This is a genomic window from Williamsia sp. M5A3_1d (genome assembly GCF_053345315.1).
Window position 1 is genome coordinate 532,235 of sequence record NZ_JBKEZX010000004.1, and the last position, 26,327, is coordinate 558,561.

23 protein-coding genes are annotated in these 26,327 nt (G+C 69.6%); 12 read left to right on the top strand and 11 right to left on the bottom strand.

Features of this window, described 5'->3' with window-relative positions:
* The first annotated feature begins 5 nt into the window (after positions 1 to 5).
* Positions 6 to 1,121, top strand: coding sequence for a M24 family metallopeptidase (locus tag ACLBW1_RS19400; protein WP_447813414.1), 1,116 nt, complete (start codon positions 6 to 8; stop codon positions 1,119 to 1,121).
* 5 nt (positions 1,122 to 1,126) lie between these two features.
* On the opposite strand, the gene ACLBW1_RS19405 is transcribed toward ACLBW1_RS19400, so the two are convergent.
* A complete protein-coding gene (locus tag ACLBW1_RS19405) occupies positions 1,127 to 1,507 on the bottom strand; it encodes a ribosomal protein L7/L12 (protein WP_447813415.1) in 381 nt (126 codons plus the stop codon).
* A complete protein-coding gene (locus tag ACLBW1_RS19410; protein ID WP_447813416.1) occupies positions 1,504 to 1,920 on the bottom strand; it encodes a pyridoxamine 5'-phosphate oxidase family protein in 417 nt (138 codons plus the stop codon). The genes ACLBW1_RS19405 and ACLBW1_RS19410 overlap by 4 nt, the downstream gene beginning before the upstream one ends.
* 211 nt (positions 1,921 to 2,131) lie before the next feature.
* On the opposite strand from ACLBW1_RS19410, the gene ACLBW1_RS19415 reads away from it, so the two are divergent.
* The 5 genes from ACLBW1_RS19415 to ACLBW1_RS19435 all read left to right on the top strand — a co-directional run bounded on the left by ACLBW1_RS19415 (position 2,132) and on the right by ACLBW1_RS19435 (position 7,729).
* Positions 2,132 to 4,102 (top strand): TerD family protein, encoded by a 1,971-nt coding sequence (locus tag ACLBW1_RS19415; RefSeq protein ID WP_447813417.1) that lies wholly within the window; start codon positions 2,132 to 2,134, stop codon positions 4,100 to 4,102.
* Positions 4,103 to 4,214: 112 nt separating this feature from the next.
* The gene (locus tag ACLBW1_RS19420) at positions 4,215 to 5,003 is read left to right on the top strand and encodes an SDR family NAD(P)-dependent oxidoreductase (RefSeq protein ID WP_447813418.1); all 789 of its coding nucleotides are present in this window, start codon (positions 4,215 to 4,217) and stop codon (positions 5,001 to 5,003) included.
* Positions 5,000 to 6,211, top strand: a complete 1,212-nt coding sequence (cbiE, locus tag ACLBW1_RS19425; RefSeq protein ID WP_447813419.1) for a precorrin-6y C5,15-methyltransferase (decarboxylating) subunit CbiE — start codon at positions 5,000 to 5,002, stop codon at positions 6,209 to 6,211. The genes ACLBW1_RS19420 and cbiE overlap by 4 nt, the downstream gene beginning before the upstream one ends.
* On the top strand, positions 6,208 to 6,969 hold the full coding sequence (cobM, locus tag ACLBW1_RS19430; protein ID WP_447813420.1) for a precorrin-4 C(11)-methyltransferase: 762 nt from the start codon (positions 6,208 to 6,210) through the stop codon (positions 6,967 to 6,969). The genes cbiE and cobM overlap by 4 nt, the downstream gene beginning before the upstream one ends.
* Positions 6,956 to 7,729, top strand: coding sequence for a cobalt-precorrin-6A reductase (locus ACLBW1_RS19435; RefSeq protein WP_447813421.1), 774 nt, complete (start codon positions 6,956 to 6,958; stop codon positions 7,727 to 7,729). Before cobM ends, ACLBW1_RS19435 begins: the two co-directional genes overlap by 14 nt.
* Before the next feature lie 7 nt (positions 7,730 to 7,736).
* Here ACLBW1_RS19435 and ACLBW1_RS19440 read toward each other — a convergent pair whose 3' ends face one another.
* The 3 genes from ACLBW1_RS19440 to cobG are packed head-to-tail and all read right to left on the bottom strand — an operon-like array spanning position 7,737 to position 11,076.
* Positions 7,737 to 9,281, bottom strand: coding sequence for a precorrin-2 C(20)-methyltransferase (locus ACLBW1_RS19440; RefSeq protein WP_447813422.1), 1,545 nt, complete (start codon positions 9,279 to 9,281; stop codon positions 7,737 to 7,739).
* Entirely contained in the window at positions 9,278 to 9,901 is a 624-nt protein-coding gene (locus ACLBW1_RS19445) for a precorrin-8X methylmutase (protein ID WP_447813423.1), read from the bottom strand. Before ACLBW1_RS19445 ends, ACLBW1_RS19440 begins: the two co-directional genes overlap by 4 nt.
* Before the next feature lie 8 nt (positions 9,902 to 9,909).
* A complete protein-coding gene (gene cobG, locus ACLBW1_RS19450; RefSeq protein WP_447813424.1) occupies positions 9,910 to 11,076 on the bottom strand; it encodes a precorrin-3B synthase in 1,167 nt (388 codons plus the stop codon).
* 187 nt (positions 11,077 to 11,263) lie between these two features.
* Between cobG and cobN the strand changes: the two genes are divergently transcribed.
* The 5 genes from cobN to ACLBW1_RS19475 all read left to right on the top strand — a co-directional run bounded on the left by cobN (position 11,264) and on the right by ACLBW1_RS19475 (position 19,582).
* A complete protein-coding gene (cobN, locus tag ACLBW1_RS19455; RefSeq protein WP_447813425.1) occupies positions 11,264 to 14,887 on the top strand; it encodes a cobaltochelatase subunit CobN in 3,624 nt (1,207 codons plus the stop codon).
* A 92-nt stretch (positions 14,888 to 14,979) separates the two neighbouring features.
* A complete protein-coding gene (locus tag ACLBW1_RS19460) occupies positions 14,980 to 15,453 on the top strand; it encodes an FxsA family protein (RefSeq protein ID WP_447813426.1) in 474 nt (157 codons plus the stop codon).
* A gap of 48 nt (positions 15,454 to 15,501) precedes the next feature.
* Positions 15,502 to 17,109, top strand: a complete 1,608-nt coding sequence (locus ACLBW1_RS19465) for an amidohydrolase (RefSeq protein ID WP_447813427.1) — start codon at positions 15,502 to 15,504, stop codon at positions 17,107 to 17,109.
* On the top strand, positions 17,109 to 18,737 hold the full coding sequence (lnt, locus tag ACLBW1_RS19470) for an apolipoprotein N-acyltransferase (RefSeq protein ID WP_447813428.1): 1,629 nt from the start codon (positions 17,109 to 17,111) through the stop codon (positions 18,735 to 18,737). The genes ACLBW1_RS19465 and lnt overlap by 1 nt, the downstream gene beginning before the upstream one ends.
* Positions 18,738 to 18,817: 80 nt before the next feature.
* Entirely contained in the window at positions 18,818 to 19,582 is a 765-nt protein-coding gene (locus tag ACLBW1_RS19475; protein WP_447813634.1) for a polyprenol monophosphomannose synthase, read from the top strand.
* Between the two features lie 28 nt (positions 19,583 to 19,610).
* On the opposite strand, the gene ACLBW1_RS19480 is transcribed toward ACLBW1_RS19475, so the two are convergent.
* The gene (locus ACLBW1_RS19480) at positions 19,611 to 19,955 is read right to left on the bottom strand and encodes an RNA polymerase-binding protein RbpA (protein ID WP_045822805.1); all 345 of its coding nucleotides are present in this window, start codon (positions 19,953 to 19,955) and stop codon (positions 19,611 to 19,613) included.
* Between the two features lie 225 nt (positions 19,956 to 20,180).
* Here ACLBW1_RS19480 and ACLBW1_RS19485 point away from each other — a divergent pair, with 225 nt between their 5' ends.
* A complete protein-coding gene (locus tag ACLBW1_RS19485; RefSeq protein WP_447813429.1) occupies positions 20,181 to 20,516 on the top strand; it encodes a hypothetical protein in 336 nt (111 codons plus the stop codon).
* Positions 20,517 to 20,526: 10 nt separating this feature from the next.
* Here the strand turns inward: ACLBW1_RS19485 and ACLBW1_RS19490 are convergent, their stop codons facing one another.
* Genes ACLBW1_RS19490 through ACLBW1_RS19510 form a run of 5 tightly spaced genes read right to left on the bottom strand, consistent with a single transcriptional unit; the run spans position 20,527 to position 26,306 of the window.
* A complete protein-coding gene (locus ACLBW1_RS19490; RefSeq protein WP_447813430.1) occupies positions 20,527 to 21,780 on the bottom strand; it encodes a TerD family protein in 1,254 nt (417 codons plus the stop codon).
* A complete protein-coding gene (locus ACLBW1_RS19495; RefSeq protein WP_447813431.1) occupies positions 21,780 to 22,694 on the bottom strand; it encodes an HAD family hydrolase in 915 nt (304 codons plus the stop codon). The genes ACLBW1_RS19490 and ACLBW1_RS19495 overlap by 1 nt, the downstream gene beginning before the upstream one ends.
* Positions 22,691 to 23,809: a cysteine protease StiP family protein gene (locus ACLBW1_RS19500; RefSeq protein ID WP_447813432.1), complete on the bottom strand. Its 1,119-nt coding sequence runs from the start codon at positions 23,807 to 23,809 to the stop codon at positions 22,691 to 22,693. Before ACLBW1_RS19500 ends, ACLBW1_RS19495 begins: the two co-directional genes overlap by 4 nt.
* Complete coding sequence (locus ACLBW1_RS19505; protein WP_447813433.1) at positions 23,806 to 25,083, bottom strand: phosphoribosyltransferase family protein; 1,278 nt, start codon at positions 25,081 to 25,083, stop codon at positions 23,806 to 23,808. The genes ACLBW1_RS19500 and ACLBW1_RS19505 overlap by 4 nt, the downstream gene beginning before the upstream one ends.
* A complete protein-coding gene (locus ACLBW1_RS19510; protein ID WP_447813635.1) occupies positions 25,080 to 26,306 on the bottom strand; it encodes an HpcH/HpaI aldolase/citrate lyase family protein in 1,227 nt (408 codons plus the stop codon). Before ACLBW1_RS19510 ends, ACLBW1_RS19505 begins: the two co-directional genes overlap by 4 nt.
* Positions 26,307 to 26,327 lie beyond the last annotated feature (21 nt).

A 26,327-nucleotide genomic window follows, 5' to 3' on the forward strand; every position in this document is an offset into this window, starting at 1 on the left:
AACCCATGACCGATGAACGTTTCCCCGCAGACGTCTATGCAGAGCGGTTGGCCGGTGTCGCAGCACATGCCGGAAGGGTCGGTGTCGACGCCGTGATCGTGGGCCCCGGACCGGATCTGGAGTACCTTACCGGTTCACGCGCCAGCACGTTCGAGCGCTTGACCGCACTGGTGATACCCGCTGTCGGGGCGGCATGGGTGGTGGTGCCGCGCCTCGAACTCGCGGCGTTGCGCGCCTCGGCGGTGGGGGAGTTGGGGATCGAGACCCGCGACTGGGTGGACGGGCAGGACGCGTACGCACTCGCCCTGCAGGGGCTCGCCGACGACGCGACGGTGGCGGTCTCCGACTCGGTGCCCGCGCTGCACCTCATCCCGCTCGCCGATCGACTGCGGGCGTTCCCTCGACTCGCGACGCCGATCCTGCGGACGCTGCGGATGGTCAAGGACGACGCGGAGATCGAGGCGCTACGGCGGGCAGGCGCGGCGATCGACCGGGTGCACGCGCGGGTGTCGCAGTGGCTCGTCGCCGGTCGCACCGAACGCGATGTCGCAGCGGACATCACCGCCGCGATCATCGAGGAGGGTCACACCGAGGCGGCGTTCGTGATCGTCGGGTCGGGACCCAACGGCGCCGATCCCCATCACGAGGTCTCCGACCGGGTGATCGCCGACGGTGACGTCGTCGTGGTCGACATCGGCGGTCCGGTGGCGCCGGGATACAACTCCGACTCGACCCGGACCTATTGCGTCGGTGAGCCCGATGCATCGGTCTCCGAACGCATCGCCGTTCTCGAACGGGCACAGCAGGCCGCCGTCGACGCCGTCGCACCCGGCGTCACGGCGCACGAGATCGACGCCGCCGCACGCGACGTCCTCGTCGCGGCCGGCTTCGGTGACAACTTCATCCACCGCACGGGCCACGGCATCGGACTGTCGGTGCACGAGGAGCCCTACATCGTCGCCGGGAGCGACGAACCCCTGCTTCAGGGGATGGCGTTCAGCGTGGAGCCGGGCATCTATTTCACCGGCGAATGGGGCGCGCGGATCGAGGACATCGTGGTGGTCACCGCCGACGGGTGCGAACCGATGAACACCCGACCGCACGGGCTGACCCGCGTCTGATCGGGTCACAGATCGGGGCGGGCCAGTACCTCGTCGACAAGGTCTTTCGCATCCTTGAGACCCAGACCGGGATGTGCCTCGCGCAGGTGACGGATCGCGTCGATCCGATCGTCGTGTGACGCGGTAGCCGCGACCACGTCGTCGAACGGGACCGTGGCGGGATTCACCCGTGAGAGAGCGACTGCGGGCCGACTGCGACCGGTGAGTCGCCGATAGCCGTTCAGGATCGTCCCGGCGGCCAGAGCCACGGCGACGACGGCGAGGATCACCCGATAGATCGACGGCCGGTCGATCGCGTCGAACACGTAGCAGGCGGCGAGGTAGACGAACGCGACCCCGACGACGACACCGGCGCTCGAGTGGAGGAGTTCGCGTCTCCTCGTCACGCGGTGGGTTCCTCGGTGAACAGCGACTGCGATCCGAGCACCCGGGTCACCTCGATCTCGATGACGACACGGCGCGGGTTCACCTTCGGTTGCCGGTAGCGCAACGCGTAACGACGGACCGCCTCGGCGATGTCGTCGGCGTCGCGGCTGATGCGCGCGGGTCCCTCCAGCGTGAGCCACCGCGGCCCGTCGACATGGGTCACCGCGGCGTATCCGCCCCGATCGACGTTGCGGACCTTCTGGCTGCCCTCGAAGGTGATGACCCGAGCCAGTGAACGCTCCGGCTCGAAGGTGACGCCGACGGCGACCGAGTGCGGGGTGTTGTCGGCACGCAGCGTGGTGAGACTGGCCAGGTGGCGATCGGTGAGGAACTCCAGGGCGGCGGGGGAGAGGTCAGCTGCGGTACGGGGCACCAACCGAGCCTATCCGCGACCTCGACGCCGACGCCCGAACCGTCCGCCGACTGTGCCAATACTCTCCGCCCACCGTGCCAATATCCTCCGCCGACCGTGCCGATACTCTCCGCCGCCCACCGTGCCGCTGAGACCACCCTGCAGGCGGCACGGATTGCTGCAAAATGGTGAGTTTCGTCGAGCACACCAGTTCGCGTGAAATAGTCGGTACATGACCGTTTCGTCACCCCGTGTGATGGCCAAAGGGCAGAATATATCTTTGGCAAAGATCGCCGAGGAACAACGCACCCTCATTGTTCGTATGCACTCTGCATTCGGGGATCTCGAACTCGACGGGCCCGATGTCAGCGCTCTCGCTCTAGGGCCAGATCACCGCGTTCGCTCCGATGCCGACTTCATCTTCTACAACCAGTCGATATCTTCGGATGGCGCGATCCAGGTGTTGGATCGCGTGGACGAGGCCGAAAATCGGGTCGATTCGATCGTCGTGGATTTCAGCAGGCTGGCCGAGGACGTGGAACGTCTGGTGATCGCTTCGAGCTTGGACGAATCGATCAGTGCGACTTTTCGAGACGCTTCCGCACTCCGCGTGGAACTGACAGACGCTAACGACGACTCCCGACTCGCGACCTTCGATGTCGTACCCGACGGCGGCGAGCGGGCGATTATTTTTGCCGAGTTCTATCGGCGCGGAGACGAGTGGAAGTTCCGAACCGTCGGACAGGGTTACGCCCGCGGCCTCGCCGGGCTCGCTGCTGAATACGGCGTCGGCATCGACGGGACGTCATCGGAACCGGTCGGCGAGATCACAAGCCCCGACGATGCAGTGAAAGTAACTCACCCCACCTCGGGCCCTGAGACACCTGCGAACGAGAACCCCACGCGCGTCAGCGTCAAACGACTTCAACGTCCTCCAACCCTCCCGGACTGGTCGGTCAGCAACTCGCTCTCCGGCGAGGGCGATTGGGACGAAGCGCGCCTGTTCTCGGTCTCGGGAATAGGTTCAGGAACTGAGCGCGAGCGGCGAGCAGTTTCAGCGTTGCTCGCAGTAATCGGAGGCGTCAAAGAATTCGGTCGCGAACTGACCCGCCGAGCAGGCGGGCCACCGGGGACGGTCACCACATACATCGAGCCCGAGTTCGTCGTGGGTGGCGAGAAGTTCCGCCCGGACGGACTCATTCGCGTGCGCCGTGGGCAGCGGGAGTGGACGGCGCTCGTGGAGGCTAAGACGTCCAGCAATTCGCTCTCTGTCGAACAAGTCGAGCAATACATCGCAGTGGCGAAGACGAACTCCTTCGACGCGGTCATCACGATCAGCAATCAGTTGCTCGGCGGCCACGACGACTTTCCCGTCCCTGTCGACCGGCGGAAACTGAGAAAGATCGCGCTACAGCACCTCTCCTGGGACGAGATCCGTTCAGTCGCAATCCAACTCTCGATGCATCACCGGGTGGAGGACTCCACTCAGGGCTGGGTACTGCGGGAATTTGTTCGGTATCTGCAGCACGATCGTTCGGGATTGCATGGTTTCACCGACATGGGTCAGCTATGGGTGCAGGTTCGGGACGGTGTCAAGAACAAGACGATCCATCCGAAAGACAAGGCAGCAATCGACGTCTGTCATCAATTCGATCAGCTCGTCCGACACATCGGTCACGACCTGTCATGTCTGCTCGGCGTCGATGTCACGCCGAACTTTCCCCGCAACCGGGTGGACAGCACCTCTCGAGTGCAACAGCTCACCGATTCGGGGGTTCTTTTCGGTTCGCTCCGGATCCCCGGCGCGACGGGACCCCTCACGGTGTCCATGGACCTGCGGTTGGAACGCGTCAGCTGTTCGACCACAGTCGATGCCGCGCCCAACGCCCGAGCTGCAACTCGAGTCAAGGCCCTGTTACGTCAAATTCCCGACGCGGCAGGCAAGACGGTGGTGCAAAGTCATGTCTCCGGGCGGCAGGCCACGACCCCACGTTCGGTAGAACTCAGCAGCCTGCGAGACGACGCCGCAGCCCTCACACGAGACGACGAACGTCCACCGCGAAAGTTCGTCATCACCCTTTCGGGCGCTCTAGGCGGTCGAGGCGGAGCTGCCCGGGGAAACGTGGTCCACGCGACTGATGTTCTTGTCTCGGAGTTCTACCGGGACGTCGTACAGCACCTCCGTCAACCCCGCCCAGAGTGACTCACAGCTCGGAAACCCTCAACGACACGCTGGGCGGCATTTCTCAGCTCGGTCGGTAAGACGTTTCGGCACAGTCGGCGGCGTTCGCGGGCGACGACAGGCGGATGGGACAATGACCGCCATGGCCCTGCTACGTCGACGACCCGACACCGATGGTGTCGTGCTGCTGTTCGGTGGCCGCAGTGAGATCGGCCTCGCGGTCGCGACACGCATCGCCACCGGTGCCGTGGTGGTGCTCGCAGCACGGCGCCCCGACGACCTCGTCACCGAGCGTGCGGCGGTGCTGGCAGCCGGAGCTCGTGAGGTGCACACCGTCGCGTTCGACGCCGACGACACCGCATCACACACCGAGGTCATCGAGTCGGTGATCGCACGACACGGTCCGATCGGCGTGGCCATCGTCGCGTTCGGGATCCTGGGCGATCAGGCCCGCGCCGAGACCGACGTCGCCCACGCGCTACAGATCGCCCACACCGATTACCTGGCTCAGATCAGTGTGCTCACCCCTCTCGCCGCGACGATGCGCGCGCGAGATGCCGGCGCGATCATCGTCTTCTCCTCGGTCGCAGGCGTTCGGGTACGTCGCGCGAACTACGTCTACGGCTCCACCAAGGCCGGGCTCGACGGGTTCGCCTCCGGGCTGTCCGACGCGCTCCACGACACCGGCGTACACCTGCTGCTGGCCCGGCCCGGGTTCGTCGTCGGCGCGATGACGAAGGACTTGATGGCCTCGGGTGTGCAACCCGCACCGATGTCGAGCACACCCGACCAGGTCGCCGACGCCGTGGTTCGCGCACTGCACCGCGGGCGGGCAACGGTGTGGATCCCGTGGGCCATCCGTCCGGCGTTCTTCGTGATGAAGCTGCTGCCGCAGCCGATCTGGCGACGCATGCCGCGATGACCGCACCCGATGTCATCGTGGTGGGGATCGGCGCCGACGGTTGGCGCGGCCTGTCGCCGATCGCACACGACGAACTGACCAGGGCCACCACGATCGCCGGTTCGCGACGCCAACTCGATCTGCTGCCCGACCTGTCGGCGCGCGCCCACGCGTGGTCGACGCCCATGCTCGCCGACCTGCGCGCCCTGCTCGCCGACCCACCGTCGCGGCCGTTGCACGTACTTGCCAGCGGTGACCCGATGTTCCACGGAGTCGGCGCCACGATCATCGGAATCGTGGGCGCCGAACGGGTCCGAGTCATCCCTGCGGTGTCGAGTGCATCGCTCGCTGCGGCGCGCCTGGGATGGGATCTCGCCCGCACCACCGTCGTCAGCCTCGTCACCGACCCGGTCGAGACCATCCTCGCCCACGTCAGCGACGGCGTGCGACTGCTGTTGTTGAGCCGCGACGCGGACACCCCCGCGGCGATCGCCGCCACGCTGCGCGACCACGGTTTCGGCGCGTCGACCGTCACGGTGCTCGAATGCCTCGGCGGCGACGAGGAGGCCGCCGCGTCCGCCGAGGCCGCCGACTGGCAGCTGACCCCGGGCCACGATCTCAACGTGGTGGCCGTCGCCTGCCGTGGCCCGAAGGTCAGCAACGCACCCGGTCGCCCCGACGCCGACTTCGACTCCGACGGGCAGTTGACGAAATCGGCCGTCCGCTCGCTCACCCTGGCGCTGCTGCGACCCGCTGTCGGCGAGATGCTGTGGGACATCGGTGGTGGCGCCGGATCGGTGTCCATCGAATGGTTGCTGGCCGAACCCACCAGCCGGGCCACGGTGTTCGAGGCCGATCCGGTGCGTCGAGATCGCATCGCGCACAACGCGGCCCGGCTCGGGGTCACCGCGCGTCTGGAGATCGCGGGCGAGGCGCCGGCCGCCCTGCACGACGCCCCGCGGCCCGACGCCGTGTTCGTCGGAGGAGGCCTGACGATCGAGGCGATGGTCGAGACCTGTTGGGACGCCATGGTCCCCGGGGCACGCCTGGTCGCCAACGCGGTCACCCTCGAATCCGAGACAGTGGTGATCGACCGGCGGCGGCGCCTCGGCGGCGACCTGCGCCGAGTGCACATCGACCACGCCGCCACACTGGGCACCATGACGACGTGGCGACCCATCCTGCCGGTCACCCAGTGGTCGGTCGTCAAACCACGGGAGGCACCGTGACCGTCTACTTCATCGGCGCGGGCCCCGGCGCGGCCGATCTCATCACCCTGCGCGGGGCCGACGTGCTCTCCCGCTGTCAGACGTGTCTCCACGCCGGATCACTGGTCCCCGCCGAGATGCTCGAGCACTGCCCACCCGACGCCGTATTGATCGACACCGCGCGGATGCCGTTGGCCGACATCGTCGACCACATCACGACTGCACACCGTGCCGGCCACGACGTCGCACGTCTGCACTCCGGCGACCCGTCACTGTATTCGGCGGTGGCCGAACAGATCCGCGCACTCGACGCTGTCGGCATCGATCACGTGATCGTCCCCGGCGTCCCGGCGTTCGCTGCCGCCGCCGCTTCCCTCGGGCGCGAACTCACCGTGCCCGGGGTGGGACAGTCGCTGCTCATCACCCGCGTCTCCACCCTGTCGACCGACATGCCCGACGGTGAGACGCTCGCCGAGCTGGCGTCGACGGGGGTCACCCTCGCCCTGCACCTCGCCGCGCGTCAGATCGAGCAGGTCCAGGCCGACCTCACGGCCCACTACGGCTCCGACTGTCCCTGTGCGGTCGTCGCATTCGCGAGTCGCGACGACGAACAGATCATCCGGTGCACGCTGGCCGACCTCGCGGCACGCACCACCGAAGCCGGGATCGTGCGCACCGCGGTGGTGTTCGTCGGACGGGTGCTCGCCGCCTCGGGCTTCCCCGACAGCTACCTCTACTCGCAGACACGGATGACCAAGGTGGCCGATGCCGGCCACTGATCCGCCTGCACCGACATCACCGGTCCTGATCCTCGGCGGGACCGGCGAGGCGCGCGCACTCGCGGCAGCGTTGGTCGCCGAGGGGATCGGCTGCGTGTCCTCGCTGGCCGGTAGGGTCACCGACCCGGCGCTACCGGTCGGCGAGGTCCGCATCGGGGGTTTCGGAGGTGTGCAGGGTCTCACGCGTTGGTTGGCCGAACACCATTGCACCACGGTGGTCGACGCGACTCATCCTTTCGCCCAGCAGATCTCGCGTAACGCGGCCGACGCCACGGCGGCCACCGGCGCGAAACTGATCTCGCTACGACGCCCGGCGTGGACCCCGGGCCCCGACGAGACCTGGACCACGGTGGCCGACATCGAGGCGGCGGCCCGGCATCTGAGTACACGCGCGGGGCGCGTGTTCCTCACCACCGGCCGTCAGGATGTGGGCGCCTTCGCCGGCATCGACGACTCGTGGTTCCTGATCCGTGTGGTCGACCCGCCGACCGGGCCGCTTCCACCCCGACGTCAAGTGATACGCAGTCGCGGCCCCTACCTGGTGGTAGGCGAACGAGAGATCATGCGCGACAACCGCATCGACACCCTCGTCACCAAGAACAGCGGCGGCGTGCTGACCGCCGCGAAGCTGCGTGCGGCAGCCGAGCTCGGGATCGAGGTGGTGATGATCGCCCGCCCGCCGCTGCCCGTCGGCGGGACGCGGGTCGCATCGGTGGGCGATGCCGTCGTCGTGGTCCGACAGGCACTCGCCCTGCGGTGACCGCAGCTCAGGTGTCGCCGTAGCGGCGTGAGGTGAACACCGCAGCGCCGGCCGGCCGGTCGACGATCTGCGTGGTCGACGAGCCGATGATGAGCAGGGTGCGCATGTCGACACTCGCGGGGTCGAGTGCTCCCACGGTGGTCATCGACACCGCCTGTTCGGGTCCGCCGACGTCACGACCGGCGATCACCGGCCGCTCGGCGCCGACCTCGGCGAGCAGGATCTCGCGCAACGCCTCGACCTGCCAGGTGCGGCTGGCCGAGCCCGGGTTGTAGATCGCGATCACGAGATCGGCGGCCACCGCGGCGCGGATGCGACGTTCGATGGTGTCCCAGGGCTTGAGGCGGTCCGACAGGGAGATGACGGCGTAGTCGTGGCCCAGGGGCGCGCCGACCGCCGCGGCGACCGCGTTGGCCGCGGTCACCCCGGGCACCACGCGGACGGGGACACCGGTCCACGGCGATTCCGCCGACATCTCGACCACCGCCGACGCCATCGCGAACACCCCGGGGTCACCCGAGGACACCACCACCACGCGCGCGCCGCGGGCAGCGAGATCGAGTGCCATGCAGGCGCGTTCGGATTCCACCTTGTTGTCGCTGGCGTGCATCCGCTGTCCGGGGCGCGGTGAGATCCGGGCGAGGTAGGTCTTGTAGCCGACGATGTCGGTGGCGCAGGCGAGTTCGTCGAGCACCTCGGGGGTGGTCCAGCGTTGCGCGCCGGGGCCCAGACCGACCACCACCACCTCGCCGCCCACAGGGTCGGCGGCGGCCGCGGGGGAGGCCCCGGGGTGGTTGACGACGCCGTTGATGACTCCGGGTACCACGATCATCGAGAAGTACGGGACCGAGGTCGGGTCGACGTCGCGCACCGGCACCACGCGCTGCGTGGCGGTCGAGGCCCGCTCGATGTACCAGGCGCGGTCGGCGAGGCCGGCGGTCTCCAGTGCCTCGAGGACGGTGGGGAAGGTGCGGCCCAGCTTCATGATCGCGACGGCGTCGCTGTCACGCAGTCGACGCACCAGTTCGTCGCGCTCCATGGTCCCGGGCAGCACGGTGGTGGTCTCGTCGGCCTCCACCCAGGGGATCCCGACGGCGGCGGTGCTGGCACTCACCGAGGTGACCCCGGGGACGATCTCGGCGTCGAACTCGTCGACGAGGCGCTTGTGCATGTGCATGTAGCTGCTGTAGAACAGCGGATCACCCTCGGCGAGAAGGGCAACCGTTCGTCCGGCGCGCAGATGGACGGCCAGCCGCTCCGCGGATTCGGTGTAGAACTCCTCGAGTGCTCCGCGGTAGCCGCCGGGGTGATCGGTGGTGCCCGTGGTGACCGGGTACACGAGTTTCTCGTGGAGTTGCCCCTCGCGCAGGTACGGGGTCGCGACCCCCAGGGCGATCGAACGTCCATGACGCGCAGAGTGATAGGCGACCACGTCGGCGTCGGCGATGATGCGCGCGGCCTTCACCGTCACCAGCTCGCTGTCGCCGGGTCCGAGGCCGACCCCCCACAGCTTCCCGGCGCCGGGCGCGGCGTCGATCCCCTCGGGGGTCACTCGACCGGGCTCGCCAACGCGTTGAGCGCGGCGGCGGTGATCGCCGAACCGCCGCGGCGTCCGAGGACGGTGATGAACTCGAGATCGGTCCGCTCGGCCAGCGCCGCACAGGATTCCGCGGCACCGATGAACCCGACCGGGGCGCCGACGATCGCGGCAGGACGAGGACCGCCCGCGTCGATCTGCTCGAGCAGCGCGAACAGCGCGGTGGGGGCGTTGCCGATACCGACCACCGCGCCCTCGAGAATCGGCTCCCAGAGGTGGACCGCGGCCGCGGTCCGGGTGGTGTGCAGCGCTTCGGCGAGCGGCGGTGTCCGTGGATCACCGAGCAGGCACACGACGTCGTTGTCGACCGGCAGGCGTCGGCGGGTGACACCCGAGGCGACCATGGTGGCGTCGCACAGGATCGGCGCACCGCTGCGCAGCGCGGTCCGTGCCGCGGCGACCACACCGGGGGTCGCGACGACGTCGGTGGTGAGGTCGGTCTGCCCGCACGCATGGATCATCCGGACGACGACGGTCTCGGTGTCGTCGTCGAACGCGGAGAGGTCGGATTCGGCACGGATGGTCGCGAACGACTGCCGGTAGATCTCGGCGCCGTCGTGGATGTAGGAGTACATGTCGGATCTCACGATAGCCGCGAGCCGTCGACCCTCTGACCGTCGTATCCCTCGCCCGTCGCCGTGACCCGGAGGTGCTCCGACGGGGGACTGCCGCACGCGCGGTCACATCCGACCCAGTGTTCGCGCCCGCTACGCCCGGCCGTACCCGCGTCGACGGCGAACTCGAGATCGGTACGGACGTCGGCGTGTGACTTGGCGCACCCGGGTGCCCCCACACAGGAGCTGACCTGGGCCCACGGCGAGTTGGCGTCGAAGATCAGTCCCATCGGCGCCAGCACCCGCACCACCGCCTCGGCCTCGTCCTCGGTGAGGTCGACCAGCAGGAGCGACCTCCAGGGCGTGACGATGACGGGCTTGTCCACGGCCGCGATCACGGTGGCCACCCGCGCGGGGAGGATCCCGTGCGCCAGGACCGCACCCAGCGCGACGCGGGCGTCGGCCTGGTCGAACCAGCCCGCGGGCGCCGAGCCCGGAGCCGCGAGTTCGACGGGGTCGGTGCCGGCGGTCAGACCGGTGTGCTCGAGCACGGCGGTGACACCGTTCGGCAGTTCGGCGAGCCGCCACTGACGATCGCGTTCGCGGAGGAAGGCGCGCGCCGCGGCCAACATGGTCTCGACCGTTGACTCGGCCGCGACCCGCACGCCGGTGTCGGCGCCCGCGAGGACGAGCGCGAACTCGTCGCCGACAGCGTGGACACCGATGTCGGGGCCGAGCCCGGTGACGTCGCCGGATCCGTCGTCCACGGTGAACAGGATCCGACCGGGGAGATCGGCGAGGTCAGGGTCGGCGCGCAGCCCCTCGTCGAGGCCGGCGACGATACCCGCGACGCCGGGTCCCGACCCGACCCGTCCGGCCAGCGGCGAAGCGAGGATGTTGCGCACCCGTTCGTGGGTCTCCGACGGCAGCAGCCCGGCGTCGGCGAGTCGCTGAGCGAGCGCGTCGGGGTCCCGCACCGCCCGGAGCTGCACGTTTCCCCGGCTGGTGAGTTCGAGTTCTCCATTCGACAGCTCGTCGGCCGCGGCGGCGAGCACCGCGAGCTGCGCCGGGGTGAGCACACCGCCGGGCAATCGGACCCGCGCCAGCGGACCGTCGGCGGCCTGATGCAGCGTCAGTGCACCCGGGCAGGCGTCGTCGGCGCGGGTCCGAGCTGCGGGATCGGGCGGGGTGGTCACGGCGTCCACGGTACGACCGCAGGGGCCGGGGCCCGTATCGTCTCCGGCAGAGCGGTGCGGAAACCGGTGGGAAACCGGTGCGGTCGCGCCACTGTGACCTGCGGCGACGCAGGAAGTCAGACCCGATCCGCTCACCTGGAGTTCCACACCACCACCGGGGCGCGAAACCCCAAGGGAGGCACGACCCGTGATCCTGCTGTTGTCCACCTCGGACACCGATCTGTCCAGTGCGCGATCCTCCGGCGGCGAGTACACCTGGGCGAACTGCAACCGCATCAGCGTCACCGACGACCTCCCGGCCATGCTCGACGCCGCCGACCTCGTCATCGTGCGGATCCTCGGCGGGCGGCAGATGTGGGAGTCGGGGGTGGCCACGGTGCTGGCCTCGGGCGTACCCCTGGTGATGCTCGGCGGCGAGATGGCCCCCGACGCAGCGCTGATGGAGCTGTCGACCGTTCCCGCCAACGTGGCCTCGCAGGCCCACCAGTACTTCGCCGAGGGCGGACCCGAGAACCTGCTGCAGCTGAGCTGGTTCCTGTCCGACACGGTGCTGTTGACCGGTCACGGGTTCGAGCCACCGAAGTCCACCCCGACCTGGGGGATCCTGGAACGCCATCACACCGATGTGACCGGCCCGACGGTCGCGGTGCTGTTCTACCGAGCGCAGCACCTGTCGGGGAACACCGGCTACATCCACGCCCTCTGCGACGCGATCGTCGCCCACGGCGCACGACCGCTCCCGATCTTCTGCGCGTCGTTGCGTGCCGCCCCACCGGAACTGCTCGACACGCTGCGCGCCGCCGACGCCATGGTCGTGACGGTGCTCGCCGCAGGCGGGACCCGACCGGCGGGCGTGACCGCCGGCGGCGACGACGAGGCCTGGGACGTCGCCGAACTCGCCGCCCTCGACGTGCCGATCCTGCAGGGCCTGTGCCTGACCAGCAGTCGTGCCACCTGGGCCGACGGCGACGACGGCATGACCCCGCTCGATGTCGCCACACAGGTCGCGGTGCCCGAGTTCGACGGACGGATCATCACCGTCCCGTTCTCGTTCAAGGAGATCGACGCCGAGGGACTGAGCACCTACGTGCCCGACCCGGAGCGGTGCGCGCGCGTCGCCGGCATCGCGACCCGCTACGCGCGGTTGCGCCACATCGCCCCCGCCGACAAGCGCGTCGCCCTGATGCTCTCGGCCTATCCGACCAAGCACGCACGCATCGGCAACGCCGTCGGCCTCGACACCCCGGCCAGCACCATCGGGGTGCTGCGCGCGATGCGGGCCGCCGGGTACGACATGGGGCCCGAATATGGCGACGACGCGGTGCCCGGCCTGGCCGCCGGCGACGGCGACGCGCTGATCCACGCCCTCATCGCGGCCGGGGGACAGGACCCCGACTGGCTCTCCGCCGAGAAGATGGAGCGCAATCCCGTCCGCATCTCGGCGGCGCTGTACCGCGAGTGGTTCACGACCCTCCCCGAGGACTTCCGGGCGCGGGTCGTCGACCACTGGGGACCGCCGCCAGGCGAGCTCTACGTCGACCGGTCCTCGGATCCCGAGGGTGAGATCGTCATCGCCGCACTGCGGTTCGCGAACGTCCTGCTGATGGTGCAGCCGCCGCGCGGGTTCGGCGAGAACCCGATCGCGATCTATCACGACCCCGACCTGCCGCCGAGCCACCACTACCTCGCGGCCTATCGGTGGGTGGCCGCGCCGGCCGATCGCGGCGGTTTCGGAGCCGACGCGATCGTCCACATCGGCAAGCACGGCAACCTCGAGTGGCTACCCGGCAAGACCCTCGCCATGTCGGCGTCGTGCGGCACCGACGCCGCACTCGGCGACCTGCCGCTGATCTACCCGTTCCTGGTCAACGACCCCGGCGAGGGCACCCAGGCCAAGCGCCGCGCGCACGCGACGCTCGTCGATCACCTCATCCCGCCGATGGCGCGCGCCGAGAGCTACGGCGACATCACCCGTCTCGAGCAGCTCCTCGACGAACACTCCAACATCACCACCCTCGACCCGGTGAAACTGCCCGCCATCCGTCAGCAGATCTGGACGCTGATGACCGCGGCGCAGATGCACACCGATCTCGGCCTCGAGGAGCGGCCGGCCGAGGAGGTGTTCGACGACATGCTGCTGCACGTCGACGGCTGGCTCTGCGAGATCAAGGACGTCCAGATCCGCGACGGTCTGCACGTGCTCGGCGAGGCGCCCCGCGGCGAATCCGAGATCGACATGGTGCTCGCGATGCTGCGCGCACGCCAGATGTGGGGTGGCGAGCGGAGCGTTCCCGGACTGCGTGAGGCACTCGGACTGTCCGAGGACGGCGACGAGGCGCGTGTACGGGTCGACGAGATCGAGGTCCGTGCCCGCGACCTCATCGTGGCGATGGCCGACACGGACTGGTCGGTGGACGCCGTGGACTCCGTGGTGGCGTCGCTGGACGACGCGGCGCAGCGGGAGACCGTGGCCCGCATCCTCGAGTTCGCGGCCACCGAGGTCGTCCCGCGGCTACGCCAGACCGACGGCGAGGTCGACCGGGTCCTGCACGCACTGAACGGGGGCTTCATCCCGTCGGGTCCCAGCGGGTCGCCGCTGCGCGGGCTCATCAACGTGCTGCCGACCGGCCGGAACTTCTACTCGGTCGACCCCAAGGCGATCCCGTCGCGCCTGGCGTGGGAGACCGGCCAGCTGATGGCCGAGTCGCTGATCGACCGGTACCTCACCGACCACGGCGAGTATCCGCAGTCGGTGGGTCTGTCGATCTGGGGGACCAGCGCCATGCGGACCTCCGGCGACGACATCGCCGAGGTGTTCGCCCTGCTCGGGGTGCTGCCGGTGTGGGACGAGGGCTCGCGACGCGTCGTCCGGCTCGAACCCATCGGCCTCGAGGAGTTGAAGCGACCCCGTATCGACGTCACCGTGCGCATCAGCGGATTCTTCCGTGACGCGTTCCCGCACGTGCTGGCCATGCTCGACGATGCGGTCCGTCTCGTGGCCGATCTCGACGAACCGCACGAGTCGAACTATGTCCGCGCCCACGCGCAGGCCGATCTCGCCGACCACGGCGATGAGAGACGCGCCACCACCCGCATCTTCGGTTCCAAGCCCGGCTCGTACGGAGCCGGACTGCTGCAGCTGGTCGACAGCAAGAACTGGCGCAGCGACACCGACCTCGCCGAGGTCTACACGACGTGGGGCGGCTTCGCCTACGGACGCGGCCTCGACGGCGTCCCGGCCGCCGACGACATGCGCACCGCGTACCGGCGGATCGCCGTCGCGGCGAAGAACACCGACACCCGCGAACACGACATCGCCGATTCCGACGACTACTTCCAGTACCACGGCGGCATGGTCGCGACCGTGCGGTCGCTGACCGGGAAGTCACCCGAGGCCTACATCGGCGACAGCACCCGACCCGAGTCGGTGCGCACACGCACACTGGCGGAGGAGACGGCGCGGGTGTTCCGGGCCCGTGTCATCAACCCGCGATGGCTCGACGCCATGCGGCGCCACGGCTACAAGGGCGCGTTCGAGATGGCCGCCACCGTCGACTACCTGTTCGGCTACGACGCGACCACCGGCGTGGTGCAGGACTGGATGTACGAGAAACTCACCGAGACCTATGTCCTCGACGAGACCAACCGGAAGTTCATGTCCGAGTCGAACCCGTGGGCGCTGCACGGGATCGCCGAACGGCTCCTCGAGGCCGCCGGGCGGGAGCTGTGGTCGCAGCCGCCGCCGGAACTGCTCGCTCAGTTGCAGCAGGTCTTCCTCGAGACCGAGGGCGACATCGAGGGCGACGGGTAGACGACTCCCAGCAGTGATGTGGATCCGGGAGAAAAATCGACAGCTCGTTCGTTGACCGGGTACTCCACCACATCAATCGAGGACTGATCGCCATGAAGCTCGCCGTGTTCGCCACCTACCTGCTCGTCGAGATCGGCGCGTTCGTCGGTCTGGTGTACGCGATCGGGTTCTGGTGGACGTTGCTCGCGACCTTCGCCGCGGTCGTCGTCGGCGTTGCGTTGCTGCGTCGTCAGGGCGCACGGGTGTTCGCCGAACTGCGTTCCGCCGCAGACGGTTCCACTGACTCCGCGCGCCCGCTCGCCGACACCGCGTTGCTGGCGGGTTCGGTGTTCCTGCTGTTCTTGCCCGGCATCGTGAGCACGGTGCTCGGCATCGCGCTGCTCCTCGGACCGGTCCGCGCACTGGCGCGACCGCTGGTGGCCGCGCTCGGCGCCCGTCGCGTGGTCACGGCGATGAACCGCTACGGCGCCGCCGCCGGCCGCGGGATCGTCGTCGAGGGCGAGGTCGTCGACCCGACACACCCCGCGTCCCCCGGTGCCACCCCGGGGTGGCGTTCTCTCCGCTGAGCGGCCTGACGCCGGGACTCCCGCGCGCACAGGGCAGACTGGTCCCCCGTGGGAACTGAACTGTTCGTCGGCGGGCACATCTATTCGCCGCTCTCTCCGGACGCGACCGCGATGGCCGTCACCGACGGCGTCATCTCCTGGATCGGATCCGACCGCGTCGGCCGCGCCCTGCACCCCGACGCCGAGATCGACGATCTCGCGGGCGCTTTCGTCGCCCCGGCGTTCGTGGACTCCCACGTCCACCTCACCTCGACGGGCCTGTCGCTCGCCGGACTGGATCTCTCTGAGGCCACCAGCCGGGCGCAGTGCCTCGACATGCTCCGCGCCCACGCGGCCGACACCCCCGACGGCGACCTGATCTGGGGTCTGGGGTGGGACGACTCGCAGTGGACCGATCACGCCAGCCCCACCACCGACGAGGTCGACGCCATCGTCGGTGACCGTCCCGTCTACCTCGCCCGCATCGACGAGCACTCCGCGGTGGCCTCCTCGGCGCTGCGGCTGATCGCCGCCGGGGTCGACGAGGCCCACGGGTACGACCCACAGCAACCGCTCACCGCCGAGGCGCACCACCTGGTCCGCGGGGCCGCCCGCGAGCTGCTGACGCCGACCCAGCGTCGCCGCGCCCAGCTGCGCGCGCTCGACGAGGCGGTGGCGCACGGCGTGGTGATGGTCCACGAGAACGGTGGCCCCGACATCAGCGGGCTCAACGACTTCGCCGCCATCGCCGACCTCGACCACCCCGTCGGGGTACGACGGCTCTGGGGGCAGGCCGTGGCGACCGCCGACGACGCCCGTGCGCTGATGCACGCCACCGGTGCCGACGGCCTGGCCGGCGACCTGTTCATCGACGGCGCGATCGGATCGCACACGGCGTGGCTGTGTCACGCGTACTCCGACGACGTCGACAACCACGGTGTGGACTATCTCGACGACGACACGGTGTTGGCCCACCTGCGGGCCTGCACCGAGGCCGGTGTGCAGGCGGGCTTCCACCTCATCGGCGACGGGGCCACCGCCTGCGTCGTGCGCGCGTTCACCACCCTGATCGACGAGATGGGGTCGGCGGCGGTCGCGCGGTGCGGTCACCGCATCGAGCACGCCGAGATGGTCGACGCCGCCGCGGCCGAGGTGCTGGCACGCGCCGGGGTCACCGCGAGCATGCAACCGATCTTCGACGCCCTGTGGGGCGGACCCGGCGATCTCTACGAACAGCGGCTGGGACTGCCGCGGGGCACCACCCTGAACGATTTCGCCGCCCTCGCACGCGCCGGGGTCACCCTGGCCTTCAGCTCCGACGCGCCGGTCACCGCGATCCACCCCTGGGAGCAGATCCGCGCCGCCGTCCACCACCACAACCCCGACAACGCCGTCTCGCCGCGCGCCGCGTTCGCGGCCTGCACCCGCGGCGGGTGGCGTGCCGCCGGGGACACCGACCGCGATCGCGGCACCCTCGTGCCGGGTGCACCCGCCGACTACGCCGTGTGGGAGGTGGGGGAGATGGTCACCGCCGGGTCCTCGGACAGCGTCGCCCGCTGGTCGACCGATCCGCGGTCGCGCGTCCCGGCGCTGCCCGATGTCACCCCCGGCGTCGATCTGCCTGTCTGCCTGCGCACGGTGCGGGCGGGCGAGGTCATCTACCGCAGGCCGAGCTGATGACCCGCGCCCTGCTGATCCGGACTGGGACAGCCGCAGCGGGTGGGGTCGCGATGTGGGCGTCGTTCCCACCGCGCAACCTCTGGTTCTTCGGCGTCGTCTCGCTGGGTCTGCTGTACGCGTCGCTCGCGGTGGCTCGGCCGGGGATCCGGGTGGGCACCTGGTGCGGATTCGTCTGGGGCACCGCCTTCTGGCTCCCGCTGCTCCCGTGGATCGGCGTCTACGTGGGGCCCTTGCCGTGGGTCGCACTGTCGATCGTCCTCGCGCTCTACCTCGCCCTCTTCGGCGCGATCGCCACGCTCACGATGCGATTGGGCGCCGCGCCACTGTGGTTCGCCCTGTGCTGGGTGGCCATCGAGTGGGCACGATCGTCGTTCCCGTTCGGCGGCTTCCCCTGGGGGGCAACGGCCTTCGGTCAGGTCGACAGTCCGTTGACGTCCATCGCGGCCCTGGGCGGGGTGCCCGGGCTGTCGTTCGTCGTGGCGCTCACCGGCGCCGGTGTCGCCGCCGTGGCCATCGTCGCGGTCACCCGTCCACCTCGCATCCGCACGCGGGTGGTCGGTGCGGTCGCCGCGCTCGCGGTGGGACCGATCGCCGCCGCCGCGATGTGGCCGTCGGTGCACGCCGCGAACACCCCCGCCGACCGGGCGGGTTCGACACTCACCATCGCCGCGATCCAGGGCAACGTGCCGCGGCTGGGTCTCGATTTCAACTCCCAGCGCCGCGCGGTTCTCGACAACCACGTCGCCGAGACACTGCGATTGGCCGAGGCGATCCGCGCCGGGACCCAGCCCCGACCCGATGTCGTGCTGTGGCCGGAGAACGCCTCCGACATCGATCCGCTCGACAACTCCGACGCCGCCGAGGAGATCACGGCCGCCTCCCGCGCGGTCGGGGCGCCGATCCTCGTGGGCACGCTCATCGGCAACGCCGACGGTCGGCCCACCAACACCGTCCTGGTGTGGGACGGGGCGAACGGCCCGATCGGTCGCTACGACAAGCACATCGTGCAACCGTTCGGCGAGTACCTGCCGTGGCGGTCGTTCTTCCGTCACTTCTCCTCCTACGCCGACAAGGCCGGCAACTTCCGGGCCGGCACCGGCAGCACGGCGCTGACCGTCCCGGTCACGGGTGCCGAGGGGTCGGTACGGGTGGGCGTGTCGACCTGTTGGGAGGTCGCCTTCGACCGGTCTGCGCGGTCGGCGGTGGACGCCGGGGCCCAGTTCCTCTACGTCCCGACCAACAACGCCACGTTCGGACGCACCCAGATGACGTATCAGCAGCTCGCGATGTCGCAGATCCGGGCGGTCGAGCACGGCCGCGCGGTGGCGGTCGCGGCGACCAGCGGCATCAGCGCCATCGTCGCCCCCGACGGCCATGTGACCTCACGCACCGAGTTCTTCGCCCCGGGCACGCTGGTCTCGACGATCCCGTTGCACGTGAACCGCACCCTGGCGACACGCGCGGGGGAGATCCCACAGGCCGTGCTCGTCGTGTTCGCACTGATCGGGTTTTTGGTCGCGCTGGTCCGGCGTATTAAGTTGGGCGAACATGTGCGCGCCGAGACCTCGGGCGACGAGCCGCTGACGAGCGCGGCGTCGACGGGGTCGAACGGCGAGCAGACCTGAGTCGAAGGAGACCCATGGATTCGCGGACCCCGCAGGGCCACGGCCCGTCCGGAGCCCCCGATCCGTCGGGTGTGCCGGAAATGTCCCGTCCCGTCGGACCCGACGGCGCAGGAACCCTCGTCATCATCCCGACCTACAACGAACGCGAGAACCTGCCGCTCATCATCGGCCGCCTCCACGCGTCGCTTCCGGCGGCCCATGTGCTCGTCGTCGACGACGGGAGTCCCGACGGCACCGGCGACCTGGCCGACGAGCTCGCGTCGGCCGACACCGACAACCGGATCCACGTGATGCACCGCGCCGAGAAGAGCGGCCTCGGCGGCGCGTACATAGCCGGGTTCGGATGGGGTCTCGAGTCCGATTACGCCGTGCTGGTCGAGATGGACGCCGACGGCAGCCACGCACCGGAGCAGCTGCATCGCCTGCTCGACGGGATCAACGCAGGCTCGGACCTCGTCATCGGGTCGCGTTATGTCGCGGGCGGCGCACTGGTGAACTGGCCGAAACGCCGCAAGCTGCTGTCGCAGGGCGCGAACACGTATTCACGGCTGGCGCTGGGTGTCCGCGTGCGTGACATCACCGCGGGGTACCGCGCCTATCGGCGTGCGGTGCTCGAGAAGATCGACATCGCGTCGGTCGACTCGCACGGCTACTGCTTCCAGATCGATCTGGCGTGGCGCACGATCCAGGCTGGTTTCACCGTCAGCGAAGTACCGATCACGTTCACCGAGCGCCAGATCGGCGAATCGAAGATGAGCGGTGATGTGATCGGTGAGGCGTTCTTCAAGGTGTTCGAGTGGGGTATGAAGCACCGACTCGAGAAGGTCGGCATCCGCCGATCGTGACCGACCGACGGATGCGACCACCCGGGGTCTAGGTGGTGACGCCGCGACGGCGCTGCTTGAGCAGGTCCATCCGCTCGGTCAACAACTCCTCGAGCTCGGCCTCGCTGCGACGCTCCAGCAGCATGTCCCAGTGCGTGCGCGGCGGCTTCACCTTCTTCTCGTCGGGCTCGGCGCCCTCGAGGATGGTGCCCTCCATACCGTTCTTGCACGGCCACTTCGACGGGATCTCGGCGTCGTCGGCGAACGGGACGTCGAACAGTTCGCCGTTGTCGGTGCGGTACTGCACGATGCGGCGGGGGGCCAGGTCGTGGTCGCGGTCGGTCTCGTAACTGACCGCGCCCAGTCGGCTACCTCGGAGTACTCGATCTGCCATGGTGTCGTCCTCTCTGCTGTGGACTCGTCGACCGGGGGATGCGGATGTCGATGCGCGCCGCCGGGACGTGGGACCGACCGTGCTGCCGCGGATCGGCACCGGTCGATACGAGCCAGAACACCGCCATGCTACCCGCCATTCCGATACCGGTCACATGGCGCGACACCGCGCGACCGCCGACGAATGGTGCACGGCCTGCCGTGTCACCACCGGTACCCTGCGCTGATGGACTCCGAGCGTCGGCGGCGCCCCTATGCATGTGCATGGTGCGGCCGACCGGTGGTCGATTCCGAGACCGGCCGTCGGCGCAAGTACTGCAAACGCGCGTGCCGCCAACGGGCCTACGAGCAGCGCGCCGCAGTGGGCGGCAGTTCGGTGCCCGACGATGCGGTGATCCTGTCGAGCACCGAGGCCGCCGAACTGGTCGACCGGCTGTTCGAGCTGCGGTGCGCGGCCGAGGACGTGGCGACCGCGGTCGCCGAACGCGCCTCGCACGCCGAACTCGACGACCTGTGCCGTCGACTGGTGGCGCAGGCCGGCGACGCCGAACGTCTGCGCTGACCGGCACTCGTCAGAGGAAGCGCCCGATCTGCTTGGCGGCCTCGCCGGGGTGTCGCGCGGCCATGCCCTCGCCGACCGCCTGCAGCTTCCATCCGCCGTCGCCGCGGAAGACCTTCGCCATCACGATGCCGGTGAACGGCATCCCGCCCGCGAGGGTGTAGCGCGCGAGCTCGGCACGGTTCGACTGATCCACCAGGCGACAGAACGCGTTGTCGACCTGCTCGAAGGTCTGCCCCTGGTAGGAGGTCACGATGAACAGGATCTGGGTGATCTGCGCCGGGATACGTGTGAGGTCGACGTCGATGACCTCGTCGTCGCCGTCACCCTCGCCGGTCAGGTTGTCGCCATGGTGCTTCACGGAGCCGTCCTTGCTCACCAGCTGCCCGTAGTAGGCGAGGTCGGCGAGCTGCGTGCCGGCGAACATCATGGCCGAGGCGTCGAGGTCGATGTTCGACGATCGTCCGCCGCCGAAGAGGCCCTTCTTGGTGAGGATCGGATCCCACCCCAGGCCCATGGTGATCCGGGTCAGGGCGACCCCGCCGTCCTTCTGCAGCGACACCCGCTGCCCCTTGGTGAGGCTGACCGGTCGGTCCTTGCTGAGGCTGACCTCGCCGGTGGAGGCGGAAGGCCACGGCTGCGCGCCCGTGGGCGCGGCAGCCGGTGCGGGCGGTGGAGTGGTCGCGGGTGGGGGAGTCGCGGGGGCCGGGCGGCTGTAGGACACCGACGGGGTCGGCGCGGCCGGCGGCGGTGTCGCTGCTGCAGGGGCGGCCGGGGCGTCGTCGACCGACACGCCGTGGTCGGTGACGAGTGCGGCGAAGCCGCCCGCGTAACCCTGCCCGACGGCGCGGACCTTCCAGTCGGCGCCGCGGCGGTACACCTCCAGTGCGATGACGATCGACTCCGAGGACAGGCCGTCGATCCGGTAGTCGAACGCGTCAGCACCTCCGGCGCGTACGTGGGCGACGGGTGCGGCGACGGCACCGAATGTGCCGTTCTCGAGGGTGATCACGGCGCGGATCTGGCTGATGTCGGCGGGCACGGCCGTGAGGTCGAGCCGGAGGGTGCCGATCCCGGGTCCACCGACGAGGGTCACCCCGGGTCCGGACGGCTGGTTGAAGAAGACGAAGTCGGCGTCGGTGCGGACCTTGCCCGCATCGGTGACGAGCAGCGCGGACAGGTCCCCCGCGGCGGCCAGATCGACCGAGATCTCCACCTCGGTGGACCCGAGGGGCCCGTTCTGTCCCTTGCTCAGCGTGGTTGCCATCAGTTGCGGTCCTGTTCGTCGAGGTCGATGTGCGGGGCGGCCGATGTCACCATCGGCGCCGACGGCGGGTCGGTGCGTGTCCACACGAGCAGCGTCTCGAGGATCTCCGACGCGGCGGCAATGCCCGAACTGCTCGTAACGGACAACGACGGGTGGTGCCATGAGAGTTCCTGCAGCTCGCCGTGGCGTGGCCGTATCGACCGGTCGGCGGCGACGAGCATCGACATGTCCAGCACCCCGTCACCGGTAGCGAACACCCGTCGCGGTGGTTCGGCCAGGTATCGCTCGCCGATGGCCTCGATGGCCGACGCCTTGGTGAGGGGGTCGGGGACCACATAGATCTTGCGTCCCTGACGCGAGACGTTCCACCCCCGCTGCTCGGCCCACGCGCGCCACCGCGACACCACGTCCGCAGGCATCGACGGGAGGTCCACCACGGCATAACAGAACAGTCCGTCGGCGACGCGCAGGTTCGTCAGCCACGCCGGGTCGGAGTCCGCGGCGAGGTACCGGTACACCTCCTCCACCGGCGCGCACGCGGCGCGCAACCGACGTTCCACCTCTTCTCGCCAGCGAGGGTCGGCGACACCGTCGAGGAGGATCTCGCCACCGTTCGCCGCCACGGCGTACCTCGGCCCACGGGCGGGGTCGAGGGGTAGCTCGACGCGGCGGAACTGTTCGACGCTGCGGGTCGTGGTGGGGACCACGACGGCGAGGGTGTCGAGTTCGGTGAGCAGTTCGCACGCGGCCGGCGACATGAACGACTGGGGCGCATCGCGATAGAGCTCAACACAGCGGAACTCGGCCATCGCGAGCGGGTCGTCGGGTGCCGCGACACCGGCCGCGGCCGCGGAGTAGATCAGGGTGCGATCGAGGTCGGTCGCGATCAGATCCGTCGCTCCGACGGCGGTCATCGCATCTCCTTGATCAGGCCCATACACGCATAGGCGAGGTCGTCGACGACCTCCACCGGGACGCTCCTGCTCTGTGCCAGGGCCAGGATGTGGCGTAGCTCGGGGGCGTCGGGGTCACGGACGAGTACGCGCCAGGGCACGCGCCGCAGCAGTACTCGAGTCGTCTCCCCGACACCGGGTTTGACGAAGTTGACCGAACTGATGCCGTAGCGCTGCGCGACCTCGGCGACCGACCGCCACCCGGTCCACGTCGGGGTCCGATCCGCCCCGCGAACCGTTGCGACGGTCTCGTCGACTCCTGCGATGACGGCATCGAATCGTCCGGACACCTTGTCCAGCAACATGTTCGACACGTCACCCTCGGCGAGGTCGGCATAGTACTTGGCGCCGTGATAGTCCCGGGGCCCGATGAGGTCGGCGTTGAGCACGGTGCGCGAGACGAGTCCCGACACCGTGGAGTTCAGGCACGCCGATGCGATGAGGAAGTCCTCGCGGGTACCGAAGGTCCGCACGCAGTGGCCCGGGTCGGCGAGCACCGCGAGGTCGGGATCGAAGCGAGGTCCGCCGCTCGCGGCGACGACCTCGAGTGCCGTGGCGAGTTCCTTCGCGATCGCACCCTTGCCCGTCCAGCCGTCGACGAAGACCACCGACGCCGGATCGTGGTGGTCGGCGATGTGTTCCAGCGCAACGGGATCGATCCCGCGGTCGCGGACGATCGACACGGCGTAGTGCGGCAGGTCGAGGCCGTGGCGGTGGCGGGCCCATCGGCGCATCAGGATCCCGATCGGCGTTCCCGCCCGCGCCAGCGATGCGAACACGATGTCCTCTCCCCGTTCGGACAGGACGAGTTCGGTGACGACCCCGACCGCGGTGGCGAGGGTGTCGGCGGTGTCGGCGAGCACCGTCGCGAACAGGTCCCGGTAGGCGGCGTCGGGCTGGAACTCGACGGGCAGGGATTCGGCGTAGTGCGCGGTCCCGGCCTGGATGGCCTTCTCGCGCTGAATGATGTCGGCCTCGAGATCGCGGTCGGACAGATCGGTCAGCAACCACGCCACCTCGTCGGCGGCATAACTGCCGAAGTGCGGTCCGCGCAACGGGTCCGGGGTCGTCGTCACGAGGTGCTCCGGCTCTGTGCGAGTGCGGTGAAGTCGGTGCCGCCGACGACGGCGACGAGCAGCGCCCGGCCCGTCGCGGTGAGCGCCGCCACGAGGCCGTCGGGAGCCATCAGCTCCGCGGTGTCGGCCGGGGTGTCGACCACCAGCACCCGCTGTGTCCCCGGTTCGTCGGCGGCGGCGTTGTAGAGGTGGCGTCGCGGCGCATCGGGCGACCATCGCGCCTCGGGCGCCAGGAACTCCATCCCGTGGCGGAGGGGGTAGCCGGGGTCGTCGAGCACGTGCGCCGGTGACCGTGTCGTCGTCTGCGAGCGGACATCCCACCCGCGCAGTTCCAGCTCGGCGGCGATCCGCAACGGCAGGTACATCAACTCCTCGTGCCCGATGATCACCACGGGTACGTCCGCGTCGAGGCGCTCGGCGACGGCGTTGGTGGCGCGGCGCACCTGATCGGCGAACGCGGTTTCGTCGCCGTCCAGGAAACCATGCCTGCCTCCGTCGGGCACCGCCGGCGGCCACGGGATCTCGACGGTGTCGACCGCACCCGGTGGCATCTCGGCCGTACGGACAGAGCTCGGCGCGGGCAGTGCCAGCACGCGGTCGACGAGGTCGGCGGGGATCTCCGCGCGCCCGCGCGCCAGGCTCACGAAGACGATGTCGACGCCGAGTTCGTGGGCGGCGTCGGCGCATCGGGACCGGTCGTCGTCGCCGCGCATGTCGACCAGGGACGCGACGACATAGACCCGGCGCGGGACAAGTGCGTGCAGGGAGGCGATCGCGTCGAGAGCGGTGGCACCGGTCGAGATCTCGTCGTCGACGAGCGCCAGCGGGCCGGGGCCTTCCAGCAGGTGATCGGTGGTCGGGATGATGCGGTGGTCGGTGGCGTGGGAGTGGCCCTCGGTGAAGGTGGCGAACACCGGGGTCTGCGGATGTGTCCGCCGGGTGGAGTGCAGGTAGACCGCCGCGGCCAACCGGTGCGCGACACAGTGGCCGAGGCCCGTCGCGGTCTCGGCGAACCCGAACACGGTGATGTCGGTGTCGAGTTCGCGCCGCGACAGCTCGGCCGCCGCGAGGTCGGCGAGGTCCTCGGCCGCGCGCACGACAACCGAGGGTGCGACCGGGATGTGTTTGCCGAGCACCGTCGACACCCACAGGTGGGCACGGCGCGGGTTGCGGCGCAGTCCCGGGACGATGAGTTCGTCGACGGTGTGACCGGCCGAGGAGTCGACGTGGTGGGCGCGGAGTCCGAGATGGGTCTCGGCCCACCGATCGCTCATCGGTCCACCACCGCGGTCAGCAGCTCGATGACCCCGACCTCGGGTCGGGTGACCCCGAACACCGTCGCGCGGGTCAGGGTCCGGATGGCCCAGTTGCGGTGCGGACGGCGCTCATTCATCTTGTTGCGGTATTCCGAGGGCAACACCCCGCCCACGTCGGCCGCCGCGGCGCCCACGGCGTCGACCGCCTCGGTGACCGAGCGCGTCGACCCACCGACACCGACATCGCCGAGGTCGGACTCGGCGATGTTGAGCACCGCGAGCGCGTCGACGAACTCCTCGTGCGACACCGCGCAGACCGAGTGCACGACGTTGACGTGGGTCGGGTGGATGACGGTCTTTCCCTGCAGCCCGTTGGCGCGGTCGAGCACCAGTTCGCGCAGCAGGCCGTCGAGGTCCCTGCTGACGAGGCGGTTGCGGAACCGCACCGCGTCGATCTCGCGGAACGGTGTGTTGCGCAACAACGGTCGGAACATCCGCTCGTGCGCGTTGTAGTACTCCCACACCGGCCCGGTGATGGTGAACCCCGTGCCGTCGCGACGGCCGAGGACGTTGACGATCGACGCGATGACCGAGGCGACCGGATGGACGTCGTAGATGGTGAGGTCGGGGTCGCGACGGATGCCGAACGCGCCACTGAGGTCGGTGGCACCGATCCGGACCGCGAGGATCACCGGCCGGTACTCCGCGAGCAGTTCGGCGATGGCGTGCAGTTCGGCCGACCGGGTCTCGAGGTGCAGGACCCGCGAGGTCTCGATGATCGGCATGGCCCGCAACCGGTGCGGGCGGGTCGCGTTGGCCGAGACGATCGGATCGAGGAACGACCGGCCGGTATCGGCGGAGAACTTCGGCAGGACGAAACCGGCGAGGGTGTCGGTGTCGGCGGCGATCGCACCGAGCACCTCGTCGATCTGGCCGGGATGGCGCACGCGCACGAAGACCATCGGCACCGACGGTTGCGCCGACAACACGTCGAGCGTCGACACGATCGCGGCGACACCCGACTGCACCTGCTCGTCGCGGACGGCGTCCTCGAGATCGATCACCATCGACACCGAACCCGCGACACCGGCGCGCACGATCAGGTCGGCGAGGTTGTCGCGCACGGCGGGGATGTACAGCGTCGCACCCAGCGCTGTGGACACGAGGTCGACGTCGCCGTCGATCGCGACCGCCCGGGGCGGTCGGTGGAACAGGCGCCCGCACTCCGACGCCGACAACATCGGGAAGTGGGTGACACTGCG

Bases quoted from the DNA above. Each gene is read 5' to 3' on its own strand.
- ACLBW1_RS19400 (WP_447813414.1), top strand. From the start codon at position 6: ATGACCGATGAACGTTTCCCCGCAGACGTCTATGCAGAGCGGTTGGCC.
- ACLBW1_RS19415 (WP_447813417.1), top strand. From the start codon at position 2,132: ATGACCGTTTCGTCACCCCGTGTGATGGCCAAAGGGCAGAATATATCT.
- ACLBW1_RS19420 (WP_447813418.1), top strand. From the start codon at position 4,215: ATGACCGCCATGGCCCTGCTACGTCGACGACCCGACACCGATGGTGTC.
- cbiE (WP_447813419.1), top strand. From the start codon at position 5,000: ATGACCGCACCCGATGTCATCGTGGTGGGGATCGGCGCCGACGGTTGG.
- ACLBW1_RS19435 (WP_447813421.1), top strand. From the start codon at position 6,956: ATGCCGGCCACTGATCCGCCTGCACCGACATCACCGGTCCTGATCCTC.
- ACLBW1_RS19445 (WP_447813423.1), bottom strand. From the start codon at position 9,901: ATGTACTCCTACATCCACGACGGCGCCGAGATCTACCGGCAGTCGTTC.
- ACLBW1_RS19460 (WP_447813426.1), top strand. From the start codon at position 14,980: ATGAAGCTCGCCGTGTTCGCCACCTACCTGCTCGTCGAGATCGGCGCG.
- lnt (WP_447813428.1), top strand. From the start codon at position 17,109: ATGACCCGCGCCCTGCTGATCCGGACTGGGACAGCCGCAGCGGGTGGG.
- ACLBW1_RS19475 (WP_447813634.1), top strand. From the start codon at position 18,818: ATGTCCCGTCCCGTCGGACCCGACGGCGCAGGAACCCTCGTCATCATC.
- ACLBW1_RS19480 (WP_045822805.1), bottom strand. From the start codon at position 19,955: ATGGCAGATCGAGTACTCCGAGGTAGCCGACTGGGCGCGGTCAGTTAC.
- ACLBW1_RS19485 (WP_447813429.1), top strand. From the start codon at position 20,181: ATGGACTCCGAGCGTCGGCGGCGCCCCTATGCATGTGCATGGTGCGGC.
- ACLBW1_RS19490 (WP_447813430.1), bottom strand. From the start codon at position 21,780: ATGGCAACCACGCTGAGCAAGGGACAGAACGGGCCCCTCGGGTCCACC.
- ACLBW1_RS19495 (WP_447813431.1), bottom strand. From the start codon at position 22,694: ATGACCGCCGTCGGAGCGACGGATCTGATCGCGACCGACCTCGATCGC.
- ACLBW1_RS19505 (WP_447813433.1), bottom strand. From the start codon at position 25,083: ATGAGCGATCGGTGGGCCGAGACCCATCTCGGACTCCGCGCCCACCAC.
- ACLBW1_RS19510 (WP_447813635.1), bottom strand. From the start codon at position 26,306: ATGTTGTCGGCGTCGGAGTGCGGGCGCCTGTTCCACCGACCGCCCCGG.